This is a genomic window from Massilia terrae (assembly GCF_024753145.1).
GTDB classification, from domain to species: domain Bacteria; phylum Pseudomonadota; class Gammaproteobacteria; order Burkholderiales; family Burkholderiaceae_D; genus Telluria; species Telluria terrae.
This window is the reverse complement of the sequence record NZ_JANUGU010000002.1, coordinates 315665-335974: the sequence shown is the minus strand read 5'-3', so window position 1 is coordinate 335974 and position 20310 is coordinate 315665. Positions and strand designations below refer to the sequence as shown.

18 protein-coding genes are annotated in these 20310 nt (G+C 57.1%); 15 read left to right on the top strand and 3 right to left on the bottom strand.

Features of this window, described 5'->3' with window-relative positions; translation table 11 throughout:
* Position 1: 1 nt before the first annotated feature.
* The 11 genes from NX778_RS08780 (at position 2) to NX778_RS08730 (ending at position 11343) form a co-directional block, all read left to right on the top strand.
* The gene (locus tag NX778_RS08780) at positions 2 to 1189 is read left to right on the top strand and encodes a hypothetical protein (protein WP_258811345.1); all 1188 of its coding nucleotides are present in this window, start codon (positions 2 to 4) and stop codon (positions 1187 to 1189) included.
* Positions 1170 to 2387 (top strand): glycosyltransferase, encoded by a 1218-nt coding sequence (locus tag NX778_RS08775; RefSeq protein ID WP_258811344.1) that lies wholly within the window; start codon positions 1170 to 1172, stop codon positions 2385 to 2387. The genes NX778_RS08780 and NX778_RS08775 overlap by 20 nt, the downstream gene beginning before the upstream one ends.
* Entirely contained in the window at positions 2362 to 3516 is a 1155-nt protein-coding gene (locus NX778_RS08770) for an N-acetyl sugar amidotransferase (protein WP_258811343.1), read from the top strand. The genes NX778_RS08775 and NX778_RS08770 overlap by 26 nt, the downstream gene beginning before the upstream one ends.
* Positions 3513 to 4142: an imidazole glycerol phosphate synthase subunit HisH gene (gene hisH / locus NX778_RS08765; RefSeq protein WP_258811342.1), complete on the top strand. Its 630-nt coding sequence runs from the start codon at positions 3513 to 3515 to the stop codon at positions 4140 to 4142. The genes NX778_RS08770 and hisH overlap by 4 nt, the downstream gene beginning before the upstream one ends.
* Positions 4129 to 4908 (top strand): AglZ/HisF2 family acetamidino modification protein, encoded by a 780-nt coding sequence (locus NX778_RS08760; RefSeq protein ID WP_258811341.1) that lies wholly within the window; start codon positions 4129 to 4131, stop codon positions 4906 to 4908. The genes hisH and NX778_RS08760 overlap by 14 nt, the downstream gene beginning before the upstream one ends.
* 29 nt (positions 4909 to 4937) lie before the next feature.
* A complete protein-coding gene (locus tag NX778_RS08755) occupies positions 4938 to 5972 on the top strand; it encodes a polysaccharide biosynthesis protein (RefSeq protein WP_258811340.1) in 1035 nt (344 codons plus the stop codon).
* A gap of 3 nt (positions 5973 to 5975) precedes the next feature.
* Positions 5976 to 7088, top strand: a complete 1113-nt coding sequence (gene wbjC / locus NX778_RS08750) for a UDP-2-acetamido-2,6-beta-L-arabino-hexul-4-ose reductase (protein ID WP_258811339.1) — start codon at positions 5976 to 5978, stop codon at positions 7086 to 7088.
* Entirely contained in the window at positions 7085 to 8215 is a 1131-nt protein-coding gene (gene wecB / locus NX778_RS08745; protein WP_258811338.1) for a non-hydrolyzing UDP-N-acetylglucosamine 2-epimerase, read from the top strand. Before wbjC ends, wecB begins: the two co-directional genes overlap by 4 nt.
* Positions 8216 to 8233: 18 nt before the next feature.
* On the top strand, positions 8234 to 9520 hold the full coding sequence (locus tag NX778_RS08740) for a glycosyltransferase family 4 protein (protein ID WP_258811337.1): 1287 nt from the start codon (positions 8234 to 8236) through the stop codon (positions 9518 to 9520).
* Positions 9417 to 9914 carry a WbuC family cupin fold metalloprotein gene (locus tag NX778_RS08735; RefSeq protein ID WP_258811336.1) on the top strand — a complete coding sequence of 166 codons (498 nt, stop codon included), beginning with the start codon at positions 9417 to 9419 and terminating at the stop codon, positions 9912 to 9914. The genes NX778_RS08740 and NX778_RS08735 overlap by 104 nt, the downstream gene beginning before the upstream one ends.
* Positions 9915 to 10194: 280 nt before the next feature.
* A complete protein-coding gene (locus NX778_RS08730; protein WP_258811335.1) occupies positions 10195 to 11343 on the top strand; it encodes an MraY family glycosyltransferase in 1149 nt (382 codons plus the stop codon).
* Between the two features lie 62 nt (positions 11344 to 11405).
* On the opposite strand, the gene NX778_RS08725 is transcribed toward NX778_RS08730, so the two are convergent.
* Entirely contained in the window at positions 11406 to 11579 is a 174-nt protein-coding gene (locus NX778_RS08725) for a hypothetical protein (protein WP_258811334.1), read from the bottom strand.
* A gap of 344 nt (positions 11580 to 11923) precedes the next feature.
* Between NX778_RS08725 and NX778_RS08720 the strand changes: the two genes are divergently transcribed.
* Positions 11924 to 14707 (top strand): YjbH domain-containing protein, encoded by a 2784-nt coding sequence (locus tag NX778_RS08720; RefSeq protein WP_258811333.1) that lies wholly within the window; start codon positions 11924 to 11926, stop codon positions 14705 to 14707.
* Between the two features lie 44 nt (positions 14708 to 14751).
* On the opposite strand, the gene NX778_RS08715 is transcribed toward NX778_RS08720, so the two are convergent.
* Complete coding sequence (locus tag NX778_RS08715; protein ID WP_258811332.1) at positions 14752 to 15084, bottom strand: hypothetical protein; 333 nt, start codon at positions 15082 to 15084, stop codon at positions 14752 to 14754.
* A gap of 335 nt (positions 15085 to 15419) precedes the next feature.
* On the opposite strand from NX778_RS08715, the gene flhB reads away from it, so the two are divergent.
* The gene (gene flhB, locus NX778_RS08710; RefSeq protein ID WP_258811331.1) at positions 15420 to 16601 is read left to right on the top strand and encodes a flagellar biosynthesis protein FlhB; all 1182 of its coding nucleotides are present in this window, start codon (positions 15420 to 15422) and stop codon (positions 16599 to 16601) included.
* Positions 16598 to 18727, top strand: coding sequence for a flagellar biosynthesis protein FlhA (flhA, locus tag NX778_RS08705; protein ID WP_258811330.1), 2130 nt, complete (start codon positions 16598 to 16600; stop codon positions 18725 to 18727). Before flhB ends, flhA begins: the two co-directional genes overlap by 4 nt.
* Positions 18728 to 18743: 16 nt before the next feature.
* On the opposite strand, the gene NX778_RS08700 is transcribed toward flhA, so the two are convergent.
* Positions 18744 to 19328, bottom strand: a complete 585-nt coding sequence (locus NX778_RS08700; protein ID WP_258811329.1) for a YdcF family protein — start codon at positions 19326 to 19328, stop codon at positions 18744 to 18746.
* Between the two features lie 166 nt (positions 19329 to 19494).
* On the opposite strand from NX778_RS08700, the gene NX778_RS08695 reads away from it, so the two are divergent.
* Positions 19495 to 20148 (top strand): formyltransferase family protein, encoded by a 654-nt coding sequence (locus tag NX778_RS08695; RefSeq protein ID WP_258811328.1) that lies wholly within the window; start codon positions 19495 to 19497, stop codon positions 20146 to 20148.
* The last annotated feature ends 162 nt before the right edge of the window (positions 20149 to 20310 follow it).

The window sequence follows — 20310 nt, the reverse complement described above, 5'->3', positions numbered from 1 at the left end:
AATGCAGAGCATTTTAGAGCAGCCAATACCAGACAGCGAAGATCACCGCAGGCGTGAGCGCTCGTCTTTTCTAGCTAAGGTGCTGGTTGCCGTTCTATTCTGGTTTCTCAACCTTGGCTACCTGGGTGTCAACCTGTTCGATATGAAGCCTGGTTCCATCATGTTGTTCCGGGTGGCGGCACTGGTGGCAATTGCCGGATTGTTGGCACGTGGTGTGGAGATTAGAAAGGGCGAACGTCTATTATTTGTCTATCTGTTATTAATGGCGATCGGCGCACTTACCAGCTCGTTATCGCTCAATATGGTGTTCATTTTGCTTGTATGTTTCGCTGTCAGGTCGATACAAATTAGATCGTTGGCGTCGACCTCGACGTTCGTTCTCGGGGCGACAATTCTGCTTGTACTCGCGCTCATCCAGTTTGGCTATGTGGAGAACGGCACCGATGTCGTCGGCATTGCGGCGGAGTTGGGCGACGACGAACGCACCCGAATGACGTTCGGGTTTAGGAACGTCAACGCTTTTTCCGGGGTGGTCACGGCCTTCTGCCTTCTGCTCATGTTTTCGGGAAAACGGGTCGTGTTGCGTGCTGCGTCGGCGGTGATGGTCAGCTATATTTTCTATAAATATACTGATAGCCGCACAATGCTTCTGGCTACTTGTTCTTTCATCGTTTTTTCCCTGGTTTTCTTGATTTTTGTCGCACATCGGCGTTTGTTCTACATAGTGTCAGTTGTTCTGATCGCTGTACCCATCGCGCTCTCTATACTGGCGGCAACAGTGCTCGACAAGTTTCCGTTGATTGATCTGATTTTCAGCGGCAGGTTTTCGTTTATGGCCGAATATTTGAATTCCCTTCCGTTTTACCGGGTGCTGATTGGGGGAGTGGATCCGCCGGAAGCGCTGACAATCGATAACGCGTTTGCCCTGATGGTTGGGGCGTTCGGAGTTCCGTTCATGGCCTATCTGGTGTGGCGGATTTTTTGCGTGATAAGAGAATGTGCGTTGGTTCGCGATTATCGAACCTATTCTTTCGTATTGAGTTTTTGGTTGTTCTCGTTTTCTGAATCCAATATCCTGCGTCCGGAGTCGCTTATTTGCTTGGTTTTTTGGGCAATTGTTTTTAATCAAAATCTCCAAAAAATCACGACAAGAGAAGAAGGTGAAATATATGAAGGTTGCACAGGTTGACGTGGTTTACGGGGCGGGTAGCACCGGGAAAATCGTTAAGGCTATTCATGACCATTTGCTTGACGTCGGCCACGATTCGAAGGTGTTCTATGGTCGCGGTCCTGATGAGGGGGAGCCGAATGTTTCCAAGATCAGTCATGATCTGGAAGTGTTTGTAGATGCCGGTCTCTCGAGGTTGACTGGCTACACCGGAGTATTTTCACCAATGGCAACCAACAAGTTGTTGGCGTCGCTCGATGCCTTCCAGCCGGATGTCGTTCATCTACATGAGATTCATGGGTACTTTGTAAATTATTTTCGGCTCATCGAGTATCTTAAGAAACGCAATATCCCGGTTGTTTGGACTCTACATTGCGAAATGGCGTATACCGGCCGTTGTGGATATGCCTTTGGTTGCGATCAATGGAAAACTGCCTGCCAGAAGTGCCCTCAGTTGAATGATTATCCGCGGAGTTTGTTGTTTGACCGGTCGGCCGTCCAGTTTGAGCGAAAAAAGAATTTACTGTCGGATATGGATCGAATCACGTTTGCTCCGGTGTCGAACTGGTTGCATGATCGACTGACACAGTCTTTTTTAAAAAATAAGCAAGCGACAGTCGTTCATAACGGAATAAACACAGCGGAAATATTTTATCCTCGCGACACGGCTGACCTTGTGCGTCGACATCAACTCGAAGGTCGATATATTGCGCTGTCGGTTGCGCCTGATCTTATGTCCGAACGCAAAGGTGGCAGCTGGGTTCTGGAAATTGCCAAGAGATCGCTGGGCAAACCTATCACATTTGTAATGATTGGCGTTGTCGAGAAGCTGACCGATTTGCCGCCTAATGTGATAGTTTTGCCTCCAACGCGCGATCAGAATGAGTTGGCCCGATACTATTCGCTGGCCGATGTTTTTTTGCTAACCAGCCAGAGCGAGACTTTTTCCCTCACGTGTGCGGAAAGCTTGGCGTGCGGTACTCCGGTTATCGGCTTTGACTCCGGTGGGCCTGCCGAAGTGGCCCCCAGGCCCTATGGTTATTTCGTGCCATTTGGCCAAGTGGAAAAATTGGCATCTCTTCTGCTGGATGGTTATCGTGGTGAGCTTCCGATTGCTGGCGATGATGAATGCGTTAAATATGCGCGCTCGAGTTTTAGTAATGAGCGGATGTGCGAGGATTATTTGAATTTGTATGAAGAAAGCCGTCGCCATGTATAAGCAGATGATTTGCACTTGTTGCATCATGGATGCCTCGGATCCGAATATCTCGTTCGACGATACTGGGCTGTGCGATTACTGTAATAACTACCAACTCGTAATCAAGCCGAATTGGCACACCGACGCACGCGGAGAGGCTGAGTTGGCCGCGCTGGCGGAAAAAATCGCAGCCGACGGCAAAGGCAAGGATTTTGACTGCATCATCGGCCTGAGCGGCGGCCTGGACAGCTCTTACGCGGCATACATCGCCAAGGAAAAAATGGGCCTTCGCCCCTTGCTGTTCCATGTCGATGCTGGCTGGAACACGGATCAGGCAGTAGGGAATATCGAGAAACTGGTCGATGGTCTCGGGCTTGATCTGTACACCGAAGTGATCAACTGGGAGGAGATGAAAGACCTGCAGGTGGCTTTTTTCAAATCGCAAATTCCTGACCAGGACCTGCCCCAGGACGCGGCTTTTTTCTCTTCCTTATACAAGTTCGCGCGCAAAAACAAGATCAAGTATGTGATCACTGGTTCGAACTATTCGACCGAGTGCTGCCGCGAACCGGAGGAGTGGGGCGGGTATCTGGGCATCGACCGGACGCTGTTCGAGGACATCCACCGACGCTTCGGTCGCCGCCCGCTCAAGACTTTCCCGCTGCTCGACATCCTGGTCTACAAAGGCATGTACCAATACCTGTTCGGCATGGAAGTGGCCAAGCCACTGAACATGGTGCCCTTCGTGAAAAAGGATGCCGAGGATGAGCTGGAGCGTCGCTTTGGGTGGAAGCGCTTTCAGCACAAGCACCATGAATCCCGCTTTACGCGCTTCTACGAGGATTTCTGGCTGCCGCGTAAGTTCGGCTTTCACAAGCGCCGTGCGCACTTTTCAAGCCTGATCATGACCGGTCAAATGACGCGCGAACAGGCGCTTGATCGCATCGCATGTCCAGAAATGGACGAGCACTTCCTGGCGCAGGAGTTTGAATATGTCGCGAGCAAGCTCGACCTGTCGGTGGACGAGCTGCAGGCGATTTTTGAAGGCGAAAACAAGACCTACCGCGATTACAAGAACAAGCGTTGGCTGATCGGTATGGGGACGAACACCTTGCGCATGCTTGGTATCGAAAAAAGGTATTTCCGATGATCCGTATTGTCGATTACGGTTTGGGTAATGTGCAGGCCTTTGCCAACATGTACAAGCGCCTCGGCTTCGATGCCGCGCGCGCCAAATCAGTTGGCGACCTTGCGGACGCCAGCCGCATCATCCTGCCGGGTGTCGGCGCGTTCGATCATGCGATGGAACTGCTCCACCAATCAGGCATGCGCCCGGCGCTTGAGCATCTTGTGCTGGAAAAGGGCGTGCCGGTTCTCGGCATCTGTGTGGGGATGCAGATCCTGGCCTCGTCGAGCGAGGAGGGGCGCGCATCCGGGTTGGGATGGGTGCCGGGACACGTCCGCTCGTTTCATTCAGTGCCCGAGTCAGCGCAGTTGCCGATGCCCCATATGGGCTGGAACGACGTGGTGCCGGCTGCGGGCGCGCCTTTGTTCGCCGGGCTCGGGGCGGATGCGCGCTTCTATTTCCTGCACTCGTATTTTTTTGATTGCGAGGAGCGGTCGCACGTACTGGCGCGCGCTTCCTATGGATTTGATTTCGGTTGTGCGGTCGCTGCTGGGAACGTATACGGCGTTCAATTCCATCCCGAAAAGAGTCATCACTATGGAGCGACTCTCCTGAAAAATTTTGCGGAGTTGGCACATGCTCAGGCCTAGGATCATTCCCTGTTTGCTCGTGCACGACAAGGGGCTCGTGAAAACCGTCTCGTTCAAGTCGCCCAAGTATGTTGGCGACCCGATCAATGCGGTCAAGATTTTCAACGAGAAGGAATCCGATGAGCTGATGGTGTTGGATATCGACGCGACGGTCGCTGGCGCCGAACCCGACTACAAGCTGATCGCGAGTCTGGCGGCCGAGTGCCGCATGCCACTTTGCTACGGAGGTGGCATACGGACTGTTGCGCAGGCAAAACACATCATCAGTCTTGGCGTCGAAAAGATTGCGATCAGTTCTGCTGCCGTGGAGAATCCTGAGTTGATCTCGCGCATCGCCGAAGAGGTCGGACGCCAGAGCGTGGTCGTCGTCCTTGACGTCAAGAAGCGCATGCTCAGCAAGGAATACGACGTCTACGTCCACAACGGTCGCAAAAACACCAAGCGCAACGCGCTCGAGATGGCGCAGCAGATGCAAGCTCTGGGCGCCGGCGAGATTGTCATTAACTCGATCGACAACGACGGCCAAATGAAGGGTTACGACATAACGTTCGCGAGCAGGATCCGCGACGCGGTGTCCATCCCGATCACGATCTTAGGTGGTGCCGGAACTTTGCAGGATATCGAAAAGCTGTTGGGCGCTTGCGGCGTCATCGGCGCGTCGGCTGGTAGTTTGTTTGTGTTCAAGGGGACCTACAAGGCCGTGCTGATTAATTATCCGAATGTGGTTCAGCGTGATGAAATCATCGCGCGGGCGCTCGGGAAATGAATCGCGATAAATAACGAATAAGGATAGATATGTTTGAAGGCAAAGTGCTTCTTATTACCGGAGGAACCGGTTCGTTTGGCAACGCGGTCTTGAAGCGGTTCCTGGACACGGGTATCGCCGAGATCCGGATCTTTAGCCGCGACGAAAAGAAGCAGGATGACATGCGGAAGCAGTACCACAACTCGAAGTTGAAGTTTTATATTGGCGATGTCCGCGACTTCAGTAGCGTGCTTAATGCCACCCGCGGTGTCGACTACATCTTCCACGCGGCGGCCCTGAAACAAGTGCCGTCCTGCGAATTCCACCCGATGGAGGCGGTCAAGACGAATGTGATCGGTACCGACAACTTGCTCGAAGCTGCGATCCAAAATGGCGTGCGCCGTGTCGTATGCCTGAGCACCGACAAGGCCGCATATCCGATCAATGCGATGGGTATTTCGAAGGCGATGATGGAGAAGGTTTTCGTCGCCAAGTCTCGCGGGCTGGATGACAACAAGACGGTCATCTGCGGTACCCGCTACGGGAACGTGATGGCGTCGCGCGGTTCAGTGATTCCGCTGTTCGTCGACCAGGTCATGGCGGGTAAGCCGATTACCGTGACTGATCCGGCGATGACGCGTTTCATGATGACCCTGGAAGACGCGGTCGACCTGGTGCTGTATGCCTTCGAGCACGGCCGCAACGGCGACCTGTTCGTCCAGAAGGCGCCGGCGGCGACCATCGAAACCCTGGTCGCGGCGCTCCTGTCGATCCTGGAAAAACCGCAGCATCAGGTTAACGTGATCGGCACCCGCCACGGTGAAAAGCTCTACGAGACGCTGCTGAGTCGTGAGGAGATGGCGGCGGCCGAGGATCTCGGCGATTACTATCGCGTGCCGCCTGACCTGCGCGACCTCAACTATGGCAAATTTGTGGAAGAAGGCGAGCAGAAGATCTCGCAGCTCGATGACTACAACTCGCACAATACCGAGCGCCTTGACAAGAGTGGTATGAAACACCTGCTGATGAAGCTTGATTTCATGCGCGCCGTCGCGAGCGGGCAAACGCCGGTACTGGATGCCTGATCGATGAAGGTCCTGGTCACCGGCGCCGATGGCTTCATCGGCAAAAACCTTGTGGCTCACCTCAAGGAGCGGCCGTCCATCCAGGTGCTGCGCTTCGTGCGTGGCGACACGATGGGCGATCTCCGGCAAAAGGTGAGCGAAGCCGACTTCGTGTTTCACCTGGCGGGCGTGAATCGTCCCAAGGAAGAAGCCGATTTTGCGCGTGGTAATTGCGACCTAACGCGGGCATTGTGCGATGCATTGCTTGAGGCGGGCCAGACGATCCCGATTGTCTATACCTCGTCGGTGCAGGCTGAACAGGACAATCCCTATGGCATCAGTAAGCGGGGCGCCGAATCGGCATTGTGCGAACTGGCCGAACGTGTTGACTTGCCGGTTTATATCTATCGCTTGCCGAATGTGTTCGGCAAATGGTGCCGTCCCAATTACAACTCGGCTGTCGCGACGTTTTGCCACAACATAGTCAATAATCTGCCGATTCAGGTAAACGACCCTGCGGCACTGCTGCGCTTGGTTTATGTGGACGATGTCATCGCCGCATTCCTGTCGCACCTCGGAGAGGAGCGCAGGGGAGGGCTGTACCAGCAGGTCGCGCCTGTTTACTCGACGACCGTCGGCGCTTTGGCTGAGCAGCTTTACGCGTTTAAGCGCAGCCGCGAGGATATGGTGACGGAGCCTGTCGGCACCGGACTGGTACGTGCCCTCTATGCGACATACATCAGCTATTACTCGCCCACGCAGTTCGCGTATCCACTGGTGAAGCATGAGGATCCGCGTGGCGTGTTTGTCGAGATGCTCAAGACGCCAGACTGTGGCCAATTTTCGTATCTAACGGCTCATCCGGGTGTTACCCGCGGTGGTCACTACCACCATACCAAGACCGAAAAATTCCTCGTCATCAAAGGGAAGGCGCGCTTTTGCTTCCGCCATATCGAGAGCGGGGCGACGCACGAATACTTTACCTCCGGCGATTTTCCGGAGGTAGTCGAAACAATACCTGGCTGGTCGCACGATATAACAAATATTGGAAATGACGAGATGGTGGTGATGCTGTGGGCGAACGAGATCCTCGATCGCCAAAAGCCAGACACTGTGGCCTACAAGGTTAAAGAATGAAGAAATTGAAAATAGTGACCGTCGTAGGCACGCGCCCAGAAATCATTCGCCTGGCGCGGGTGATGGCCAAGTTGGACGAGCATTGTGAACAGGTGTTGGTCCACACGGGCCAAAATTACGATTACGAGCTAAATGAGATCTTTTTCCGTGATCTCGAAGTGCGCAAACCGGACCACTTCCTGAATGCTGCTGGCGGTACGGCCGCCGAGACCATCGGCAAGATCATCATTGCGATTGACTCATTGCTGGAGCAGGTGCAGCCGGAGGCATTGCTGATCCTCGGTGATACCAACAGCTGCCTTGCCGCGATTCCCGCAAAACGCCGCAAGATCCCGATCTTCCACATGGAAGCGGGCAATCGCTGCTTCGACCAGCGGGTACCGGAGGAAACCAACCGACGGATTGTCGATCACACCGCCGATATTAACCTTACCTACAGCTCAATCGCACGCGAGTACCTGCTGCGCGAAGGCTTGCCGCCGGACCGAGTGATCAAGACCGGCAGCCCGATGTACGAGGTGTTGAACTATTATCGCCCGGGCATCGAGGCGTCCGATGTCTTGGAACGTCTCGGTCTCTCGGCGGGTGGCTATTTCGTCGTCAGCGCGCACCGGGAAGAGAATATCGACTCGGTCGTCAATTTCGACAAACTGGTTGAGGTGCTGAACACGGTCGCGGAGGCGTATCAACTGCCTGTGATCGTGTCGACACATCCGCGAACCCAGAAAAAGGTCGACGCACGCGGAGCAACGTTTCATCCACTCGTGCGCCTGCTGAAGCCTCTGGGCTTCAAGGACTATGTGCATCTGCAGATGCACTCGCGCGCCGTGCTGTCCGACAGCGGCACCATTAACGAAGAGTCGTCGATCCTGAATTTCCCGGCGCTGAACTTGCGCGAAGCCCATGAGCGGCCCGAAGGGATGGAGGAGGCCGCCGTGATGATGGTCGGACTTGAAGCGGATCGGGTGGGGCAGGGCTTGGCGATCTTGGAAAGCCAGGCACGCGGCAGCGAACGAAGCCTGCGCCTGGTTGAGGACTACAGCATGCCCAATGTGGCGGACAAGGTGGTGCGCATCATCCACAGTTACACGGATTATGTGAACCGGGTGGTTTGGAAGAAGTACTAAGGCCGCGAAGAGTCCGACATGCGTATTGCGCTTATTGCGGATGTATTTCCGCCGCTTCGTTCATCTGGCGCGGTCCAGCTTCGCGACCTGTCGCGCCAGTTCGTCCAGCAAGGTCACGAAGTCACCGTCATGGTGGCCTCGCCGGAACTGGAAAAGCCGTGGCAGCTGGATCACCTGAATGGGATGCGCGTGCTAAGGCTGCGCACACCGAAAACGAAGGATGTGAGCTATATACGACGCACCTTCGGCGAATTCATGATGCCATTTGCGATGCTGCGAAATCTCCGGCGCAGCCCACTCGCGGACGCGACCTTCGATGGCGTGGTCTGGTACTCGCCGACGATTTTCCTTGGACCGGTGGCCAAGGCGCTCAAACAGAAAAGCGATTGCCCAAGTTATTTGATCATCCGCGATATCTTTCCGGAATGGGCGGTCGACATGGGCCTCATGGGACGAGGTTTGCCGTACCGGTTCTTCAAAAGGGTGGCCAACCACCAGTACTCGGTCGCGGATGTGATCGGCGTCCAAACCCCTGGGAACTTGGCGTACTTCAGCCATGGATCGGGTTCACGAGCCCGGCTCGAAGTACTGCACAACTGGCTCGCGGACACGCCCGACACTGGTTGTAGCGTCTCGGCCCGAAACTCGCCACTGTCAGGCCGGAAGCTGTTCGTGTACGCGGGGAACATGGGAATCGCCCAAGGAATGGACATTTTGCTCGACCTGGCAAAGCGCTTGTCCCATCGCAACGATGTCGGATTCTTGTTTGTTGGCCGTGGCAGCGACGCTCGTCGCCTGCGAGACGAGGCGAAAAAGCTCGCGCTCGACAACGTTTTGTTTTTTGACGAGATCGATCCTGACGAAATACCCGGGCTGTATGCGCAATGCCATGTGGGACTGGTGGCGCTGGATCCGCGGCATAAGACTCATAACATACCAGGTAAGTTCCTGTCGTATATGCAATCATCGCTTCCTGTGCTTGCAAGTATTAACGCGGGAAATGATTTGATCGAATTGATTCAGCAAACTCGCGTCGGGCGCGTTTGTACGGATAACTCTGCCGTAACCCTGGCCGCGCTTGCGGAGGAACTGTTGGCTACGCTTGACCAGGACGGCCAAATTGGTAGGCGTTGCAAAGCGCTCGCAGAACAGATGTTTTCGCCGGAAGCGGCAGTTCGGAAAATTACTTTAGCTTTGGAATATGAACGTCAGGGTATTTTCGACAGCAACACTGGATGGACTGGCGCAGGAAGCGTCTCAATCGAAGCGGAGGAGGCAACACCTCAATATTCATCAGAGCTATGAGGATCCAAGCCAGCGCTTGCTGAATGCGATTGGAACAGATAGCTATATTCGGCCGCACCGCCACGCGCTTGACCCCAAGACCGAAACCTTATTTGCGCTCCGGGGGCAGTTTGCACTTGTGCTATTCGACGATTCCGGCGCGCCGCGCGACATTTTTATCTTCGGCTCGGGCGCCCAGCCGGTGTCACCAAACGCCGGCGTAGAGCTGCCCCCCGGCAGCTGGCATACGGTGATTGCGCTGAGCGAAGGAGCAATACTGTTCGAGGTAAAAGCCGGACCTTTCAGGGCGGACGCCGCCAAAGAGCTCGCACCGTGGGCACCAGAGGAGGGGAGCGCCGAGGCGCCGGCTTACTTTGAGCGCCTGAGGCGACAGATCCTCGAGGTCGCCGCGTAAGTACATGTAAATAAAGTAATTCTTCGTAAAGAAGAGTTACCCCTTCAATGGGGCTTTTTGGATACAGAACCGAAAATTAAGGTTGCCTGCGTGCATTTCTCGGTTGTTCCTACCGTATAATGTCAAGCTATGACTTTCCAGCGGGTAATTTGAGCGTTGCTCAAATTGGTCAGTTGCTGGATTTCAATTCGTGCAGTCAGATTCGGCCTGTTCGCCAGCTCGTCATCCGCTCGCGACTCAGCGACTATCCAGATCGGTTGACTCAATCCAGGATTCATTCATGTTTGTCGAATACATAATCAAGCTGGGTGTAGTGGCTTTTGCTGCGAGCTTTTGCATGAGCCTGCTCATCGTCCTCTCTGAACGGTGGCATGGGAAGCTTTCGTACGACCATGACTTGAATGGCGTTCAAAAAGTTCACACTACAGCTGTGCCGCGGATTGGTGGCGTGGCGGTCCTGGTGGGCATTATTGCTGGGCTCTGGCTTTTCAATGAAGTGTGGCCCGAGGCGCTGAACTCTACCAGGATGTTTCGGCTCTCGGCTCTCATCGCCGTTGCGGCGCCCGCCTTCATGGCAGGAATCATCGAAGATGTCACGAAAAAGGTGTCGGTCAAGGTACGGCTCGCAGCGACCATCCTGAGTGCGCTCCTGGCAAGTTTCGCATTGAGTGCGACCGTCACCGAAATCGATATCTGGGGAGTGGATCTGCTCCTGTTGTTCACCCCGATCGCGGTTTGCGTTACCGCGCTGCTAGTTGCAGGCGGTGCAAATGCGATCAATATCATCGACGGGTTTAACGGATTGTCCAGCAGCACGCTGATCCTAATGGCAGGTGGCCTCGGCTTCGTCGCATGGCAACACAACGACCAATTCGTCATGCTGCTCGGAGCGTTGTGTATCGGTGCGACGCTGGGTTTCCTCGTGTTCAATTACCCGTTCGGTAAACTGTTCCTGGGGGACGGGGGCGCCTACTTCCTCGGGTTCTGGGTGGCCGAAATGGCCGTGCTATTGGTTCGCCATCCTGATATCAACGCTTGGAAGGTACTGGGAATCTGCGGTTACCCTGTCATCGAAGTGATGTTCAGTATCTATCGCCGCAAATTCATCAAGAAGGTCAGCCCTGGCGCGGCCGATGCGTTGCACCTGCACACGTTGATTTACCGTCGTGTGGTGTTCGCAGCGGTACCAAGAAATGCCGAGCGCCCTTGGCAACGCAATGCCGCTGTTCTTCTTTATATCCTGCCGGTCGTCGCTTGTTGCATCACGGCTAGCGCATTGTTTGGCGACCATGTGTCGGTGGCGGTCGCGTTGGTACTTGCTCAGATATTTATCTACGTGATTGCGTATCGCCGCCTCGTCCATGGTCGCTGGAGCGTGCCCAGCCTGTTTCATCTCGGCGGCAGCCAAGAATCTCCACAGCAGCAATGACGTGCGACCAAACACGCATGCCTCGCGCATGCGTGTTGCGTTTTAGGACTGGAAATATTGGTTCAGTGAACGCTGGCGGTTCGCCACCATTCCTCGAACCAAATCGTAAAATGCAGAAGGAGCCCGGCGGCAAACAGGTAATCAGCCGTCGGACCAATACTCAAGGCAGCACCAGCCACGCCGGCGACGAGGAAGACTGTCCTAAAAATGGGGATGCTTCGGTCGAGGGTGTTCATGCAAGCTAGTGCAGACGAGGTCGGCTGAAAGGATGCCTTAAAAGACTTCTTAAGCCGTTCGAAATTCATCTGCTCGTCCTTGGGGTTAAGGGTGAATACAGAATCGCCTTGAATAAAGTGTAGCACAACAGTTATTTGCTACGTGATAATCGTAGAGAATTGCCGCAAGCATTTCTGACAACATTACAACAGTTTCGGACAGCCGACCCGCAAGGCTGGGTTGTCCGCCCTGTTGTGACTCAAATCCTCGGCTCAAAGTGGCCGGTTCGACGTTTCGTTTGGTTCAATAAGTGCTGAAATCCCCTATTACCACCAGTTGCTGCGCTTGGGTCTTGCTTGGCGCAGTGAACGCATTTGCCGCAGTGCCCAGCGTCCAAGGGCAGTCGGGATACATCAATATGCCGCGCGCCGGGGTTGAGGCGGATGGCACCTTCAGTACTGGCTATAGCTATGACAGCCCTTATGGCAGCTTCTGGGCGACCTCCACGATCCTGCCGTTCCTGCAGGTGACCGGGCGCTATGTCTCGATTAACGGCATCGCTGGTTTTTCGGATGTGCCAGGCGCATATGGCAGCCAGTACGGCCGATTCAAGGACAAAGTTGTCGACGTCAAGCTGCAGCTATTGCGCGAGACAAGCTGGCTGCCGGCGATCGCGGCCGGGCGGAGCGATTTATTCGGTACCGAACTTTTCAAGGGCGAGTATTTGGTCGCATCCAAGGCGTTTGGCTCGGCCAACAATTTCGAGGCAAGCATCGGCTATGGTCACAAGCGTCCGAGCGGACTCTTTGCCGGAGCGCGCTGGGCGCCTGTGTCGGCGCCTGGTCTCTCATTCGTGGCCGAATACGACGCGAATGACTATAGCAAGGACTTCAGCGCTGGCTTGACCGCTGCCCGTGCGCGCAGTAAAGGCGCGGCCGCCGGCATCGAATACCGCTGGGGCTGGCTCGGGGCCCAAGTCGCGCGCCATCGTGACCATTTTAGCGCCAACCTCTGGCTGACGCTGCCATTCGACCAGCGCGAGTTCCTGCCCAAGCTACAGGAGCCCCCACCGTTCCAATCGAAAGACGCACCTCCCCGTGTCTCGGCCGATGCGTGGCAGGCGAACGGCGCGCATGCCGCCGAATTGGTGCAGACGTTGGTTCGCCAGGACTTCAAGAATGTACGAGTCGAGCTGGATGGTGCAACCCTTAAGTTGTCACTGACCAATACCAGGATTTCGAACCTGGGTCGCGCTGTCGGCCGTGCCACGCGCACCGCTCTTGCATTTGCCCCAGAGGGAACGCGCGTAATCCAGGTGACCTACACGCGCCAGGACCAGCCGATCGCGACGTATGAATTCCTCGACTTGCAGCGTCTTACCGATTATTTCACCGGATTGATCGACCGTGACGCCTTCCTGCCGTCGGTGGATGTGCGTTACGCCGCGCCGGAGGATCGCATTAACGACGACAGCATCGGCATGCTTGCCGGGATCAAGGACGACGGCGCGCTTGGGATACTGGTCAATCAGGACGGAGAGTTCGTCAAGGTTGCGTCGGAAGACCGCGAAACGAATCGGTTCAAGCTCGTGCCGAAGATGTCTTTCTTCTTCAACGACCCCAGTGGTGCGCTGCGCTACGAACTCTGGGCGGCGGCAAGCTACGATCGCCGATTGGCTCAAGGCCTCTATCTGAACAGCGACCTGAAGGCCACTGTGCTCGAAAACGTATCCGGTGTGACACAGTCATCGAACAGCCTGCTGCCGCACGTGCGTACCGACATCGCGGAGTACAAGCGAGGAGGGCGCTTCAAGCTCAATCGCCTGATGCTCAACCAGTACATGACCCCGGCCGAGCGCGTCTATCTGCGCGTATCCGGCGGTTTCTACGAAGAAATGTTCCGTGGCTTCGGTGGCCAGGCGTTGTATCTGCCGAAGGACCGCCGCTGGGCCGCCGACGTATCGATAGACGCGCTGCAGCAGCGCGGTTACAAGGGCTGGTTCGACAAGCGAGATTACGAGACCGTCACCGCATTGGGCGCGCTGCATTACAGGCTGCCGTACGATACGACGGCGACCGCGCGGGTGGGCCGCTTCCTTGCCCGTGACAATGGAGTTCGGCTGGAATTCAAGCGCCGTTTTCCGTCGGGTGTCGAGATTGGTGCGTGGTATTCGCGTACCAATGGCAGGGATATTACAAGCCCCGGTACGCCGACGAGCCCATATCACGACAAAGGCGTTTTTCTGTCGGTGCCACTGAACATCATGCTGCTGGCCGACACCCAGGCCAGCGCCGCCATGTCCCTCTCGCCGTGGACGCGCGATGTCGGCCAGATGGTTCAAAGCCCGGGCGACCTGTACGAGATGGTCGAGCAACCGCGGCGGGATATGACGAGCTACGATGGCCTAGGTAATTTCGCGGAACGCGCGGATGAACAGAATCTCGCTGCAGTATATCCGCCAGTGCGTTCGATGGCGAATCCGTGGCCTGAATTTCGCTGGCGCGTCGAGCAATCAGCGTCGTCCGCGCCGCGTTGGCCGGAGTGGCTGGACGGCAGTGTGGTGGCAGGTGCGGTGATCGCAGGCAGCGTCTTGCTCGATAAGCCAGTCGACCGGTTCGTCAAGCGTCATGCTGCTTCCAGCGCGATGCGGGTATGGGGAGATGTGGGCAAAGCGATGCCGATCGTGCTTACCGGCGCGGCTGGCGCGGCGGTGTTCTTTGGTGACGACCGCGCGCAGAACATGGGTTTGATTTCGCTGGAATCGGTGGCTGCTGCGGCCGCGATTTCGGTTGGAACCAAGCACGCGATTGGCCGCGCACGCCCAAACGAGGCGCTCGGACCGTATCGCCATACGACCGATCGCAGGGATGCATCGTTCCCTTCGAACCATAGCGCGGTGGCGTTTGCGGCAATCACGCCATTTGCTAAGGAGTATGACGCCCCTTGGCTATACGGTCTTGCGGCGGTCAGCTCGATGGGGCGTGTCGCGGCACGTCAGCATTGGGTGTCCGATGTGGTGGGCGGGGGCGTTGTTGGTTACGCGATCGGCAGCTGGCTGTGGCGTGCGCAACGGGACGATACGAAATCACAGTTTGCGATTGCACCGGGTGTAAAAGAGATTAGTGTCGCGTGGCGCGGCACTTATTAACTTAGCAAGCGCATAAAAAACAGGCCCGAATATCCGGGCCTGTTTCATTTGAGCCGTGCCAATGCGTCGCTCGGAGGCGCCACACGGTAGCGATCAGTGGTGGGTCGTGGTGCTGTTACCGTTGTTGCTTGCAGCAACAGCCGCCGCAGCGACACCTGCGCCAACTGCAGCAAGGGTGCCGACCGACAGGCCAGCGATAGCGGTAGTGGCAGCGAAGCCGGTGCCAGCAGCAGCGGCGCCGGCAGCGCCTGCAGCAACACCAGCGGTACCAGCAGCGGCGCCGGCGGTACCAGCAGCAGCGCCGGCGGTACCAGCAGCGGTGCCAGCGGTACCAGCAGCGGTGCCGGTTGCAGCACCAGCTTGGGCGGCAGCAGCACCAGCCTGAACCTGTGCCATCGCCTGGATCGAGACCATGCTCAGCAGAGCGGTCATGACGAGAAATTTTTTCATCGGAATTCCTTGTTATTCATTAATGAGTGCCCAGGCGATTCTCGCGAGCAATCTTATTATAGACAAAAATAGTGGAATGATCTCTAGAAATCAGAAACAAAAAGTCAAAAAAGGTCGTATCCACCCCACAATCCCCCCAGTGTGGGGCGAAAAGCGCGCTCTTTGCCTTCCTTTTCCTGACTTGGCCCCACAGCAACATCACTGATAATTCCATCCTGCAGCAGCCGCGTGCGAGGCGCCTGGCTGGTAACCGGAGCACAGGATGGCGGAAGAAAGCGACGCGGAACGGACCGAACCAGCGTCACAGCGGCGATTGGAGCAGGCGCGCGAAAACGGCGACGTGCCCCGATCGCGTGAATTGACAACCTTTGGCGTGCTGATGACGGCCGGCGCCGGCCTGTGGGCGACCGGCGGCATGCTCGCGCACAAGCTGGCCGAGGTGGTTCATTCCGGCCTGTCGCTGGACCGAGAGCAGGTCTTCAATCCGGACGTGCTGATCCACCGCATCCTGGTCGACGTCGGCACCGTGATGCTGGCCTGCCTGCCGCTGGCCGGCGCCATCATGCTGGTCGCGCTGGCCTCGCCGCTGCTGATCGGCGGCTGGCTGTTTTCGTCCAAGGCCTTCATGCCCAACTTCGGCAAGCTCAATCCGATCAACGGCATCTCCAACCTGTTCTCGACCAACTCGTTGATCGAACTGCTCAAGGCGATCGCGAAGACCCTGCTGGTGGGCTGCGTGGCCTGGTTCGTCATCATGAGCCAGAAGGACGCGATGATTGGCCTCGCGATCGAGCCGCTCAACGAAGGCAGCGTGCACCTGCTGCACCTGATCGGCGCGGCCTTCATCTTCATGGTCGGCGCGCTTGGCGTGGTGGCGGCGCTCGACGGGCCGTACCAGATGTGGCACTACGCGAACAAGCTGAAGATGACGCGCCAGGAAGTGATCCAGGAATCGAAGGAATCCGAAGGTAACCCGCAGATCAAGGGCAAGATCCGCCAGCTGCAGCGCGAGATGGCCAAGCGCCGCATGATGGCCAGCGTGCCGACCGCCGACGTGGTGGTGACCAACCCGACCCATTACGCCGTCGCGCTGAAATACGCCGAAGGCCAGCGCGGTGCGCCGCGCGTGGTCGCCAAGGGTGTCGACGAAGTCGCGGCCAAGATCCGCGAACTGGCGAAAGAGAATAACGTGGCGATGCTCGAAGCGCCGCCGCTCGCGCGTGCGCTGTACAAGCACGTCGAACTGGAAGCGGAGATCCCGGAGAAGCTGTACTCGGCGGTGGCCGAAGTGCTGGCCTACGTGTTCCAGCTTCGCACCTATAGCAAACGTGGCGGCCAGTATCCGGACCGCCCGACCAAGATCGCGGTACCGCCAGAAATGGACCCGCTCAACCCGGCGTCGCAGAACGCGCAGCCGGCCCGTCCCGACGGAGCTGACCAATGAACGCAATCCAACTGCCCGCCTGGCTGAGCGGCCTCGCTAACCGCGGCAGCAGCGCGCTCGCCGCGCCGATCCTCATCATCCTGCTGCTGGTGATGATGATCCTGCCGCTGCCGGCCTTCCTGCTCGATGTCTTCTTCAGCTTTAACATCGCGCTGTCCGTCATCGTGCTGCTCACCGCGCTGTACACGGTCAAGCCGCTCGACTTCATGGCCTTCCCGGCGATCCTGCTGGTGTCGACCATGCTGCGCCTGTCGCTCAACGTCGCCTCCACGCGTGTGGTGCTGACCCAGGGCCACACCGGCGGCGCCTCCGCCGGCAAGGTGATCGAAGCGTTCGGCCACTTCCTCATCGGCGGTAACTACGCGGTCGGTATCGTGGTGTTCGTCATCCTCACCATCATCAACTTCACCGTCGTGACCAAGGGCGCGGGCCGTATCGCCGAAGTGGGCGCGCGCTTCGCCCTGGACGCTATGCCGGGCAAGCAGATGGCGATCGACGCCGACCTGAACGCGGGCCTGATCGGCGAACAGGATGCACGCCGCCGCCGTTCGGAAGTGGCGCAGGAAGCGGAGTTCTACGGCGCGATGGACGGTGCGTCCAAATACGTGCGCGGCGACGCGGTGGCCGGCATCATGGTCACCCTGATCAACGTGATCGGCGGCCTGATCGTCGGCATGGTCCAGCATGACATGGCCTTCGGCGACGCGATCAAGAACTACACGCTGCTCGCCATCGGTGACGGCCTGGTGGCGCAGATCCCGTCGCTGATCATCTCGATCGCGGCCGGCATGGTGGTCTCGCGCGTGGCGAGCGACCAGGACATCGGTAACCAGCTGGTCTCGCAGCTGTTCGCCAAGCCGGAGGTGCTGTACATCACCGGCGCCATCCTCGGCGGCATGGGCCTGATCCCGGGCATGCCGAACCTGGTGTTCCTGTTGTTCGGCGGCCTGTTGGGCGGCACTGGCTACCTGATGGACAAGCGCCTGAAGGAAGCGCCGAAAAAGGAGGAAGAGGCGAAAGCCGCCGCAGCCGCTGCCGGTGCGTCGGGTGCGGCCGGCGGCGCCGCGACGCCAAGCGAAAGCGAAGAGGCGACCTGGCAGGATGTCATGCAGGTCGATACGCTCGGCCTGGAAGTGGGTTATCGCCTGATCCCGCTGGTGGATAAGGGGCAGAGCGGCGAACTGCTCAAGCGGATCAAGGGCATCCGCAAGAAGTTCGCGCAGGAAGTCGGTTTCCTCGCGCCGCCGGTGCACATCCGCGACAACCTCGAACTGCGGCCGTCGGCCTACCGCATCACGCTCAAGGGCGTCGAGGTGGGCACGGGCGAAGCGATGAACGGCCAGTACCTGGCCATCAATCCGGGCATGGCGACCGGCGCGCTGCCCGGCGCGCCGACCACCGATCCGGCGTTCGGCCTGCCGGCGGTGTGGATCGAGGCCGGTATGCGCGAACAGGCGCAGGGCATGGGCTACACCGTGGTCGACGCCGGCACCGTGATCGCCACGCACCTGAACCACATCATTACCACCCATGCCTCCGAGCTGCTGGGCCGGATCGAAGTGCAGGCGCTGCTCGACCACCTGGTGAAGGAAGTGCCGAAGCTGGTGGAAGATCTGGTACCGAAGGTCGTGACGCTGTCGACCTTGCAGAAAGTGCTGCAAAACCTGCTAGCCGAGGGCGTCCACATCCGCGACATGCGGACCATCATCGAGACGCTGTCGGAATTCGCGGCGCTGACGCAGGATCCGACCGAGCTGACGACCCAGGTACGGATCGCACTGGGCCGGGCGATCGTGCAGCAGCTGTTCCCGGGTTCGACCGAGCTGTCGGTCATGACGCTCGATAACCGCCTCGAACGGTTGCTGATGCAGGCGCTTGGTTCCGGCAATGACGGCACGGGCATAGAGCCAGGGCTGGCGGATACGATCGCGCAGCAGGCGGGGCAAGCGGCGATGCAGCAGGAGGCGATGGGTCTGACGCCGGTGCTGCTGGTGCCGGGACCGCTGCGCACGCTGCTGTCCCGCTTCCTGCGCCGCGCGCTACCGCAGCTGAAGGTGCTGTCGCATTCGGAGATTCCGGAGACGAAGACCATTCGCGTTACGAGCCTTGTTGGGGCGCCGACGTGACTTCGGACAATCTAGCTTAAATGCGCGGGTATATAGCACCGTTATAGAAGGGGTGTTGCTCACGAAGTCTGTCGAGAATTGCTTGGTCGTCGCCTGGAGTCACCCCTTTGAACGTGTCACGAAAAGCCTGAAGCGAGCGAGCCTCGTTTTCGCGAATGGCTGCATCGTCGGTTACGTTAGCCCCGTGAACTGTGATCTGAAAGCCTGGACCGTAGATTGTGTTGAAAATTTCGGCAGTACGGGTGACGTGGTATTCGCTGGTCACAACGTGCAAACTGCGAAACCCTCTTGGGACGGCGACGTTCACTTTGGTAAACCATGCATCACCAACGGTATCGCGCGAGTTCGTCTCGGTGATGATTGCGCTCGACGGGGTATCATAGTTCTTGAGAAGATGGTCTCGAAACGCTAGCGCGATTGGGAGCGATGAGTCCGAACGATAGGGCCACCCGCAAGTAACGATGAAGTCGCTCCCCGTGGCTCGGAACAACTCGACCGCTTTTGCGGCCCGTGCCGCTGACTCTTTGTTAAGGACGCCGTTCTCGTCCATCAGGTTTGCAAGCACAATTACTGCTGACGGTAGGGGGACTTTGCTGGTCATCGCACGACATGAAATTTAAGATACTGGCATTCTAACAGCAGCGCCAGCCTGAAATGCTCCCGTTAGTTAAGTGGATTTGCTGCTAGTTTTGCGTGCGCGTACAATGCGCCGGCCGCCACAACGGTTGCTTTTCGAAGTTGTGGCCCACATAAAGCGGAGACTGTGGATGACATTTGATAAACGATTAACGGAATCGCTCCAAACTCAGAATATGCGACTTGTGAAAGTGCTCTCGGCTCCTGCAGGCCGCGTCCTTTTCTTGGGCTACAACGAATTTGATACTCCCATAATTAATGCTATCGTTGAAAAGAATCATGAAGTCTGGCATACCGATCAGAAGATTTCGACTACTCAAGGCTTCGATCTCGTAATTAGCTTCGGCTACCGGCATATTCTGCGGCGCGATGTAATCTCTAGCTCCAATGCGCCTATAGTTAACTTACATATTTCGTATTTGCCCTACAACCGTGGTGCTCATCCCAACTTCTGGTCATTCTTCGATGGAACGCCTAGCGGTGTGTCCATTCATTTAATCGACGAAGGCGTCGATACTGGGGCGGTTGTCGTCCAGCGCTATGTCAACTTCCTAAAGCAGGAGAAAACGTTTGCGCAGACATATACGCGGCTGGTCCGTGAGATTGAGTCTCTATTCGTAGAAAATCTCGACGCCATTCTCACCAAGTCGTTCGAAGTGACACCCCAACGTGGCAAAGGCACCTATCATAAGCTCTCCGATCTCCCAGTGGAATTCAGCGGATGGGATGCAGATATCAGTACTGAGCTCGCGCGACTCGACCGTGTGCTTGGTGGGCGCACTTGACCGTTTGGTTTGCTTAGCATCAATCGCGAACAGGGTGTCAATGCTGGGCCGAAGTGCTATGCCGATCCCAGCATGGCGCGCGACGAACTGGGCTGGACCGCCGAGCGCGATATCGCGCAAATGTGTGCTGACGTGCGGCACTACAGACGACACCAAAGTAAT

What these genes read in the sequence shown, in the direction of transcription:
- NX778_RS08780 (WP_258811345.1), top strand. Translation starts at nt 2, where the DNA reads ATGCAGAGCATTTTAGAGCAGCCAATACCAGACAGCGAAGATCACCGC.
- NX778_RS08775 (WP_258811344.1), top strand. Translation starts at nt 1,170, where the DNA reads ATGAAGGTTGCACAGGTTGACGTGGTTTACGGGGCGGGTAGCACCGGG.
- NX778_RS08770 (WP_258811343.1), top strand. Translation starts at nt 2,362, where the DNA reads ATGAAGAAAGCCGTCGCCATGTATAAGCAGATGATTTGCACTTGTTGC.
- hisH (WP_258811342.1), top strand. Translation starts at nt 3,513, where the DNA reads ATGATCCGTATTGTCGATTACGGTTTGGGTAATGTGCAGGCCTTTGCC.
- NX778_RS08760 (WP_258811341.1), top strand. Translation starts at nt 4,129, where the DNA reads ATGCTCAGGCCTAGGATCATTCCCTGTTTGCTCGTGCACGACAAGGGG.
- NX778_RS08755 (WP_258811340.1), top strand. Translation starts at nt 4,938, where the DNA reads ATGTTTGAAGGCAAAGTGCTTCTTATTACCGGAGGAACCGGTTCGTTT.
- wbjC (WP_258811339.1), top strand. Translation starts at nt 5,976, where the DNA reads ATGAAGGTCCTGGTCACCGGCGCCGATGGCTTCATCGGCAAAAACCTT.
- wecB (WP_258811338.1), top strand. Translation starts at nt 7,085, where the DNA reads ATGAAGAAATTGAAAATAGTGACCGTCGTAGGCACGCGCCCAGAAATC.
- NX778_RS08740 (WP_258811337.1), top strand. Translation starts at nt 8,234, where the DNA reads ATGCGTATTGCGCTTATTGCGGATGTATTTCCGCCGCTTCGTTCATCT.
- NX778_RS08735 (WP_258811336.1), top strand. Translation starts at nt 9,417, where the DNA reads ATGAACGTCAGGGTATTTTCGACAGCAACACTGGATGGACTGGCGCAG.
- NX778_RS08730 (WP_258811335.1), top strand. Translation starts at nt 10,195, where the DNA reads ATGTTTGTCGAATACATAATCAAGCTGGGTGTAGTGGCTTTTGCTGCG.
- NX778_RS08725 (WP_258811334.1), bottom strand. Translation starts at nt 11,579, where the DNA reads ATGAACACCCTCGACCGAAGCATCCCCATTTTTAGGACAGTCTTCCTC.
- flhB (WP_258811331.1), top strand. Translation starts at nt 15,420, where the DNA reads ATGGCGGAAGAAAGCGACGCGGAACGGACCGAACCAGCGTCACAGCGG.
- flhA (WP_258811330.1), top strand. Translation starts at nt 16,598, where the DNA reads ATGAACGCAATCCAACTGCCCGCCTGGCTGAGCGGCCTCGCTAACCGC.
- NX778_RS08700 (WP_258811329.1), bottom strand. Translation starts at nt 19,328, where the DNA reads ATGACCAGCAAAGTCCCCCTACCGTCAGCAGTAATTGTGCTTGCAAAC.
- NX778_RS08695 (WP_258811328.1), top strand. Translation starts at nt 19,495, where the DNA reads ATGACATTTGATAAACGATTAACGGAATCGCTCCAAACTCAGAATATG.